This window comes from Paludisphaera sp., from assembly GCF_037189885.1.
GTDB lineage: Bacteria > Planctomycetota > Planctomycetia > Isosphaerales > Isosphaeraceae > Paludisphaera.
This window is the reverse complement of the sequence record NZ_JBBCIR010000077.1, coordinates 1-8328: the sequence shown is the minus strand read 5'-3', so window position 1 is coordinate 8328 and position 8328 is coordinate 1. Positions and strand designations below refer to the sequence as shown.

The 8328-nt window shown below is 71.4% G+C and carries 8 protein-coding genes; 2 read left to right on the top strand and 6 right to left on the bottom strand.

Features of this window, described 5'->3' with window-relative positions:
- Window positions 1–411: 411 nt before the first annotated feature.
- Together WG209_RS20565 and WG209_RS20560 are read left to right on the top strand one after the other, a co-directional pair.
- On the top strand, window positions 412–1476 hold the full coding sequence (locus WG209_RS20565; RefSeq protein ID WP_337176969.1) for a DUF1559 domain-containing protein: 1065 nt from the start codon (window positions 412–414) through the stop codon (window positions 1474–1476).
- 72 nt (window positions 1477–1548) lie between these two features.
- Window positions 1549–2004, top strand: a complete 456-nt coding sequence (locus WG209_RS20560) for a hypothetical protein (protein ID WP_337176968.1) — start codon at window positions 1549–1551, stop codon at window positions 2002–2004.
- 166 nt (window positions 2005–2170) lie between these two features.
- On the opposite strand, the gene WG209_RS20555 is transcribed toward WG209_RS20560, so the two are convergent.
- The 6 genes from WG209_RS20555 to WG209_RS20530 all read right to left on the bottom strand — a co-directional run.
- Window positions 2171–3484: an MFS transporter gene (locus WG209_RS20555; protein ID WP_337176967.1), complete on the bottom strand. Its 1314-nt coding sequence runs from the start codon at window positions 3482–3484 to the stop codon at window positions 2171–2173.
- Window positions 3485–4160: 676 nt separating this feature from the next.
- A complete protein-coding gene (locus WG209_RS20550; RefSeq protein WP_337176966.1) occupies window positions 4161–5213 on the bottom strand; it encodes a polysaccharide deacetylase family protein in 1053 nt (350 codons plus the stop codon).
- Window positions 5214–5220: 7 nt separating this feature from the next.
- On the bottom strand, window positions 5221–5913 hold the full coding sequence (locus tag WG209_RS20545) for an HD domain-containing protein (RefSeq protein WP_337176965.1): 693 nt from the start codon (window positions 5911–5913) through the stop codon (window positions 5221–5223).
- 8 nt (window positions 5914–5921) lie between these two features.
- Window positions 5922–6698: a hypothetical protein gene (locus WG209_RS20540; protein ID WP_337176964.1), complete on the bottom strand. Its 777-nt coding sequence runs from the start codon at window positions 6696–6698 to the stop codon at window positions 5922–5924.
- 96 nt (window positions 6699–6794) lie between these two features.
- A complete protein-coding gene (locus WG209_RS20535; protein WP_337176963.1) occupies window positions 6795–7910 on the bottom strand; it encodes an alpha/beta fold hydrolase in 1116 nt (371 codons plus the stop codon).
- Window positions 7895–8328: hypothetical protein (locus WG209_RS20530; RefSeq protein ID WP_337176962.1), on the bottom strand; the 434-nt coding region annotated here is incomplete at its 5' end. The genes WG209_RS20530 and WG209_RS20535, both read right to left, overlap by 16 nt.

Here is an 8328-nt window from a genome sequence, read left to right as displayed (position 1 = left end):
GTGGCCGCGCGACCCGCGCGGCCTGGGCCCCACGCACGCCCTCCCGCGGTCATGGCCTCCTATGATAATAGGAGGTCTTGACATATCCTGCGAGGGTGCATATATACTACATGACACCGTTCCGACGGCGTCGAGGTCGAGGAACCGGGCCGCCCCAACCACGCGGGCTCGCTCGCGCCCATCTCGACGCCTCCCTTCCCGCCGATTCCGGGCACCGTTCGGACCCGGAGTCTCCGATTTAATCTATCTAAAGCCACTATTTCTTTATTTAAGGATTCGAGCCGGCGTGCACGCGCGCGTCCGCCACGTTGCGCCGCCTCCGATCCCCTCTCGACCCCTATCCATGTCCGCCGACGGTCGCCCCTCGCCATGTTCATGGGCCCGGGGGCGGCGTGATGGAGTCCCCCTTCGATGAGCATCAAGAAACGTCCCGGGTTCACCCTGATCGAGCTGCTGGTGGTGATCGCGATCATAGCGGTCCTGATCGCCCTCTTGCTGCCCGCCGTGCAGGCGGCGCGCGAGGCCGCCCGCCGCGCCCAGTGCGTCAACAACCTGAAGCAGATGGGCCTGGCGGCGCACAACTTCGAGTCGGCCAACGGCAAGTTCCCGGACGGGCAGGGCCCGGTGCCGAAGGTCTCGGGCCTGGCGGGGACGGGGTTCATCCGCGGCTCCGTGCTGACGATGATCCTGCCCTACCTGGAGCAGGCGAGCACCTACTCCGCGTTCAACCTGGAGCTGGACGTCCACTCGCACCTGGAGAACCTGACGGCGCAGAACCAGCAGGTCTCCGCGTTCCTCTGCCCCTCGGACGCCTCGGCGGTGCGGATGACGGGGAACCGCGGCCAGTACGGGTCGAACAACTACTACGGCAGCATCGGCGCCACGGCCTCCCAGCTCTTCAACACCCCCACCGCCACGGCCGAGACCGTCACCTCCCGCATCGGCATCTTCAACATCCAGATGAACCTGACGGGGACGCTCGCCACGAATCCCGACTTCCGCAAGGTCATGAGCACGGTGACGATCGCCTCGATCACCGACGGCACGAGCAACACCGCCATGTTCTCCGAGACCCGGCGGGGCATCCTCGCGCCGGTCACCGGGGCCATCCTGGACAAGACCATCGTCCGTCGCTCCCCCACCTGGACCACCCCGGCCGGCAACTTCATCCCCAACTCCGACTGCGACGCCAGCGTGACCAGCCCGGTGAACTACCGGGGCCTCCAGTACCACCGGGCCACGCAATTCCTGCACGTCTACACCCACACCGTCCCGCCCAACTACCGGGGGTACGACTGCGGCGACACGGTCCTGAACGCGACGCACATCGCCGCCCGCAGCTACCATTCCGGCGGCGTGAACGTGGGCATGGCCGACGGCTCCGTCCGGTTCGTCAAGGACTCGGTCAACATCGACGCCTGGCGCGCCCTGGGCACGCGAGCCAACGGCGAGATCATCAGCGCCGACGCCCTCTGACCCCGACAGGCAACCGGGGCGGGCGCGCGGGCCGACCCGCGCGCCCGCCGTCCCCTAGATCCAGGAATCGTCATGCTTCGAACCGTCATCGTCGCGGCCTGCCTGGGCCTCCTCGCCGGCTGCGGGGACCCGGGAAACGACGGGGGCACGACCTCGGCAACCTCCGAGAATGGCCCGCTGGCCCAGGTGGGCGCCCTCTACCGCGACCACTGGGAGCTGAAGAAGAAGGCCCCGACGGGCTACCGCGACTTCGCCCCCTACGCGGAGATCATGCCCGAGGGCTTCAACGCCCTGCGCACCGGCGACATCGTCGCCGTCTGGGGCGTCAAGCTGGAGGACCTCTCCCCCGAGGCGACCGGCGACTCCGCCGACGAGGTCCTCGCCTACCAGAAGGAAACCCCTGAATCCGGCGGCTACGTCCTGATGAAGAACCGGACGATCCGCCAGATGACCGCCGACCAGTTCAAGGCCGCCCCCAAGGCCCCCGGCACGATCGAGGACGCCTCCAACACGGCCAAGAAGAAGTAGCCGGCGCGGACCCGCGCCCTTCCGGGGACACCCTGCCCGACAAGGGCCCCGGTACAGACCGCCCGCGAGGGCGTGACAACGAGCGCCCCGCTCCCGCGAGAGGAGACGGGGCCGCTTCGATTCGGCGATGCCCTTCAGGGCAAGTTCGGCCGACAGGCCCCCGACCTCACCCCGCCTCCGGCCTCGGCGCCGGTCGTCGGAGGAGGAGGCTCAGGACGCAGGCGGCGGAGAGCAGGGCCCCGGAGAGGATGAAGGCGGCGTCGAGGCTGCCGGTCGCGTCCTTAATCGCGCCCGCCGCCTGGGGGACGAAGAAGGCGATGCCCCAGCCCAGGAAGACGAAGCCGTAGTTGAAGCCCAGGTTCCTGGCGCCGAAGAAGTCGGCCGTGAACGCCGGCATCAGCGCCAGGCTCCCGCCGTACTGCCAGTACGCCACGCCCACCGCCAGGAACAGCAGCGGCACGCTCCCCGACGCGATGATCCACGGCATCGCGAACAGGCACGCCGCGGAGACCGCCCCGTTCAGCAGGTAGGCGTTCGCCCGGCCGATCTGGTCGGAATACGACCCCGTCCCCACCCGCCCGGCCGCGTTCACCAGCCCGCCGTAGGACGCCAGGAGCCACCCGTTCGCCGCGAAGAACGCCAGCGTCCCCGCCGTCTTGTTCAGGAGCGGCGCCGCGTTCGCGATCACCAGCAGCCCCGACTGCGCCGAGCCGATGAACAGGAACACCAGCGCGTAGAACCGCCACGTCCGCAGCATCTCTCCCGCCGTGGCGTCGGCGACCGGGTCGGGCGCGGGGGCGGAACTCGTCATGGCCGCGACGGCCGGCCCCGGCGGGACGTATCCCGGCGGCGGGAAGACGAGGAATCGCGAGGCGACCACCACCACCGCCGCGAACAGCACCCCCAGGCCGATGAAGCTGCCCGACAGCCCGTAGCGGGAGATCAGCGCCCCGGCCAGCGGCGCGATGTAGATCGCCGCCGCGCCGTAGCCCCCCACCACGATCCCCGCCACCAGCCCGCGACGGTGGGGGCCGAACCACTTCACGGCCGCCGGCGTGGCCGCCGCGTAGCCGAACCCCATCCCCATCCCCCCCAGCAGGCCGAAGCCCACCAGCAGGCCGAGGTAAGACTTCATCAGCCCCGCCAGGACGCACCCCGCCGCCAGCAGCAGCCCGCCGAGCGTCGCGCCGAAGCGGGGGCCGAGCCGGTCCTGGATCCGCCCGCCGGGGATCATCGCCAGGGCGAAGATCATCCCGCAGGCGGCGTAGGCCGAGGTGGCCTGCGCGTCGGTCAGGTACGTCCAGCCGGCGTCGAGTCCCGACATCGGCGACCCCGGCGGGCGCGCCTCGTCCCCGACCAACCGCGCCTTCCATACGCTCCAGGCGTAGAGGATCCCCAGGCACAGGTTCACCGACATCCCGGCGAACACCACCCCCCAGGCCTTCGCCGGCGCCTTCGCCTCCAACGTCGTCGCTTCCACGTCCTCGCCCCTCCGCCGATGTGTTGAGATGGGGGCGCAGCATCGCCGAGCCGACAGCCCGACGCAAGGGGGCGCGGCGTCGGGACGCCCCAGCCATCGGGGATTTCCCGCGGAAAGATGAAATCCCGCAGCCCCCCTCGCGGATCGTGGCTGATGGTGGGTCGTTCCTTGACAATTCGCGAGTTTGAACCAGACGCCGATGATTGATAGACGCAACCATCACGCGAGCCGATGACGAGCGCCCTTCTCCCCTCGTGGGAGAAGGTGGCCGAAGGCCGGATGAGGGGGCGACCGCCGCCGCGTTGCCCGTCTCGCGAGGGATCCCAATCCGACGCCTCTCGGTGGCGCGCCCCCCTCATCCGCCCCTCCGGGGCACCTTCTCCCACGAGGGGAGAAGGGGGATCAACCTTCCTTTCGAGGCGTTCTGGACGGAGCACCCGCGTGCGGCAGGACTTGAGCGCCGTGGTCATCGCGAAATCCAACGCCCCATCGCCGTCGCGAATGAAAACGACGAGCCCGGCGAGGCCATTGAATTTGCTACGCGTTTTCGACGAACGAAGCCAACTTCGCGGCTCGGTTTAATGACTCAAGTATTTTGAATGCAATGGTTTGTGTGCATTGTTGGTTTCCGCCACGGCGCGCGAACGAAGCCAAACGAAGCCAGGCCGTCGCCCCGTCACAGGCACGACCGGCCCAGGGTGCCCCAGAGGGCGGCGCGGGCGCGGAGCAGGGGGGGCGTGTCGCCGGCGCCGACGTTCAGGCGGGGCATGGCCAGGGGGTCGCGACCCCGGCGGACGAGCCCCTCGAAGGCGGTGAAGCCGGCGCGGTAGCCGACGGCCGCGGCCAGGCGGAACGTCCGGTCGGTCACGGCGCCCGGCCATCCGTAGGGGTACGCGACCGCCCGGACCGGCCGGCCCACGGCGGCCTCCAGGATCGTCCGCGAGAGCGCCAGCTCCCGGCGCGCGTCGCGGTCGTCCAGCGTCCCCAGCGCGACGTGGGAGTGGGCGTGCGAGCCGATCGCGTGGCCCTCGGCGGCCAGCGCCTTCAGGTGGCCCCAGGACATGAACAGCCCGCGGCCGAGCGCGGCGGAGTCGACGTCGACCTCGGCCCGATCTTCCAGCCGCTTGAGGAAGCCGTCGCGATCGGCGACTTCCCCGGCAAGCACCGGGCGGATCAGCGCCATGATGGCGGCCGAGCGGTCGGGCGTCGTCAGGTCGACGACGATCGGCGCGGGGTCGTCCGGGGCGCGCGGGATCTCGAAGCGGTCGAGCCGCGACGCCTTGACGACATGGGCGACGTGGTCCCACCAGGGGAGCCGCGGGCGTTCGAGGAAGTCGGTGGGGATGAAGAATGTCGCGGGGAGGCCGAGTTCGCGGAGGACGGGGAGGGCGGCGTCGAAGTTGTCGCGGCAGCCGTCGTCGAACGTGACCGCCGCGCGGGGACGCCGGTCGGCCGGGCCGGCCGGGGCGATCAGCTCCTCCGCCGGGACCACGCGGAATCGATCGCGGAGCATCGCCATCTGGGCCCGGAACCCCTCGGGCGTGGCCGAGACCGTGGGGTCGTAGAACGGGTTCGACGGGCCCGGGACCGCGATCCGGTGGTACGTCAGGACCACCGACCGCCCCGCCTCGCCGAGCGCCTCGAGCGCCCGGAGGGCACCCGTCGCCTCCAGCCCCCGGGCCACGAAGGCCCGCTTGTTCGCCACCGAGTCCCAGAACCGCGAGTCCAACGGGCTTCTACCCTTTCCGGCGAGTGATCGAGGCCGAGAGATCGTCGCGGGGCCCTCGCCAGGCCGGGTGGGTCCCCAGCTCCTCGGCGATCGCGCCGAGGAAGGCGTGCATCACGGCCAGGCGTTCCTCGGCCAATTCGCGGCCCGCGGCGGTTTGCATGGTCGCGGGGAGCTTCATCAGCTTGACGGCGAAGTGGTCGAGCGCGAAGCGGCGGTCGTCCAGCGGCCGAGAGGCGGCGAACGGGTCGTCGGCGTCGAACATGGCCGAATTCATCAGCCCCGCCGTGTAGAACGTCCGGGCCACTCCGATGGCCCCCAGGGCTTCCAGCCGATCGGCGTCCTGGAGGACCTTCGCCTCCACGGTCGTCGGCTCCACCCCGGCGGAGAAGCTGTGGGCGTGGATCGCGTGGCACGCCGACGCGACGCGGCCCTCGTCGAGCCCCAGCTCGCGGAGGACCGGGGCGGCGGCCTCGGCGGAAAGGGCGGAGGCGCGCTTGCGGTCGGGCGAGTCCTTCGGCGGGCTCACCAGGTCGTGCAGGTAGGCCGCCGCGATCAGGACGGCGCGGTCGCCCCCCTCGCGGTCGGCGATCCGCAGGGCGTTGTCGCGGACCCGTCGCGCGTGGTGGACGTCATGGCCGGCGTCCCCCCCGGGGGCGAGGCGGTCGAAGGCGGCTTCCAGGGCCTGGGTCAGGGCGAGCATGTCCATGGTCATCGCGAGGCGCCGAAGCGGTCCTGGCCCAGCTGACGCTCGCGCTCATGCTCGCGGGCCAGGTCCTTGCGGGTCATGCGGGACGGGGCGGGGCCGTTCCCAAGGTCGCGGTCGCGGTCGCGCTCGCCCCGCCCGCGGCCGCGCTCCATCCCCGGATAGTGGCCGACCTCGGGCGGACGGGGGGTCGCGCCGCCGGCGAACAGGGCGGGGCTGAGCGGGGTGGAGATCGGCGTGATGCGGTTGATCTTCCAGACCCCCGGCCTGGTCTCCTCGAACCCCAGCGACCACGTCGTGTCGGCGGCGCCGCTGAGCCCGCCGAAGCCGAAGGGCCCCTGGACGCTCCCCCGGGCGAACACCTTGAACTCGGCCTTGCCCCGGCGCGTCCGGCTGCCGGCGCTGGCCTGCAGCTCGCGGACCCGCACCAGGTCGAACTTCGCGGCGGAGACGTTGCCCGCGATCAGCGCCCGGGTCGCCTCCGGGCTCATCGACGACCCGGCCTGGACGAACTGCGCGTCGGGCGTCAGGTGGCCCAGGATGCGCTGGGAGTCGGAGGCCAGCAGGGCGCGGCGGAGGTCATGCACGACCCCCTCGATCCTCTCCTTCTCCGTCACCCAGGCCCACTCGAAGGCCGCCACGCCCCCCGCCAGGGCGAGCGCCACGCCACCCCAGATCAGGTACTTCCCCTCCTGCCGGACCCGCAGCGCCACGAAGCAGCAGGCCGCCGCCATCAGCAGGACCGCCACCGGCAGCGTCGGATCCTCGGTGAACATGCTCATCGTCGGTCCTCCCCGCGCCGTATTCCTACGTTTGTAGGAGCCAGCGTCATTGTGGCGCCGTCGGGGCGGTCCGGGAAGCCCCGACCGCCGGGATTCCTAGGATTTCGGGGCGGGCTTCTCCTCGGCGGCGTCGGGGGCGGGCTTCTTCTCGGCGTCGGCGTCGTCGGCGGGCCGATCGTCGACCTTTTTCGGCTCGGCCGCCCTGGGCTGGGGGCGGACGGCCTGGACGTCGGAGTAGGCGACGGGGAGCTGGTTGTAGCGAGGCTCCCACTCGTTGGGGCGGTTCTTGAGGTTGGCGTCGAGGTACTTGACCAGCGTGTCGGCCGCCCTGGGCTCCAGGCGGAGGAGCTTGTAGCCGTGGAGGGCGGAGGGGAAGGTCTCGAGCTTGTTGGACCGGCCGCGCTCCAGGTCGCCGCGGACGGCCTCGATGGCGTCGCGGGAGGGGGCGTCCTTGGCGCCGGACATCAGGAGCATGGGGACGCGCAGGGCGACCGGCGGGGCGACGCGCGAGAGGACGTAGCCGGAGCCCTCGGGCCGGGGCGACACCAGCGCCAGCGCCGCGAGGTCGCCGGCGCGGCCCTCGGTGGAGACGGCGGCGCCGGGCTGGTAGGCCCAGGCGATGGCCAGGTTCGCCCCCTCGCCGAGCCCCACCGCGCCGAGCTTGCCGATGTTCAGCTCGCCGCGATTGTGGCGGTCCAGGAGGAACTGGTAGGCGGCCTGGAGGTCGTCGGCCATCGTCTCGTACTCCTCGGCGGCCACCTGCCGCCGGGGGTTCTGGCCCTGGCCGCGGAGGTCCGGCGCGAGCACGGCGTAGCCCGCGGACTGGAGGTACTCGGCCAGGCCGCGGCCCTTGAACTCCAGGACGGGATCCTCGAAGTCTTTCCGCGAGCGGCCCTTCTCATGGATGAGGACGACGACGGGGGCCGCCTCTCCCAGCCGCGAGGGGTAGTACGAGGATGCCAGCGGCGTGCCGTCGAACGCGCGGAGCTTGAAGGTGTAATGATACGTCCCGGGCGCGCCCAGGGCCCTGGGATCCCCCGCCTTGGCCAGCGGGTCGCCGCCGCGAGGCTCCACCTTCTTCAGCCGGGCGCCCCCCTGGTCGCGCAGGGGGCGGGCGTTCCGCCTCCCCGGCTCCTGGGCCGCGACCGCCAGGGTCGTCGCCAGGGCGATCGCGACGGTCCAGGTCTTCCGACTCGTCAGCAGTCCGCGCATGGCCGCCCCCGTATTCCACTTCGTCGCGAAACGGTCCCCGGGCCGCCCGTCGGCGCGCCCCTCCAACATCCTATGGTCGGCGTCGACCGGCCACAAGCGCGGCGGATGGCGTCCACGCGATCCGACCGACGGCCGCCCCCGGAGAAAAGAATCCGAGATTCCTGAAACCCCGCCGCCCCCGCCGCGGACCATATGGGTGTTTGATGGCGGCGCTCTTTGACAAAACGGAAGCAGTCGAGGATCGAGAGGGCCGGGGAGGCCGGGGGGTACCCGGAGAGGGTCGTGCGAACCACGGGCGGGCCTTTTGTGGTGCGGGCGTCGGCGAGCATGTCGGCGAGCGTCCGGTCGATGGGGATCTGGGGTTCCCAGCCGACGGCCTCGCGGAGCTTGGAGGCGTCGGCGACGAGGTAGGGGAGGT

What these genes read in the sequence shown, in the direction of transcription:
- WG209_RS20545 (WP_337176965.1), bottom strand. Translation starts at nt 5,913, where the DNA reads ATGCTCGCCCTGACCCAGGCCCTGGAAGCCGCCTTCGACCGCCTCGCC.
- WG209_RS20560 (WP_337176968.1), top strand. Translation starts at nt 1,549, where the DNA reads ATGCTTCGAACCGTCATCGTCGCGGCCTGCCTGGGCCTCCTCGCCGGC.
- WG209_RS20565 (WP_337176969.1), top strand. Translation starts at nt 412, where the DNA reads ATGAGCATCAAGAAACGTCCCGGGTTCACCCTGATCGAGCTGCTGGTG.
- WG209_RS20535 (WP_337176963.1), bottom strand. Translation starts at nt 7,910, where the DNA reads ATGCGCGGACTGCTGACGAGTCGGAAGACCTGGACCGTCGCGATCGCC.
- WG209_RS20540 (WP_337176964.1), bottom strand. Translation starts at nt 6,698, where the DNA reads ATGAGCATGTTCACCGAGGATCCGACGCTGCCGGTGGCGGTCCTGCTG.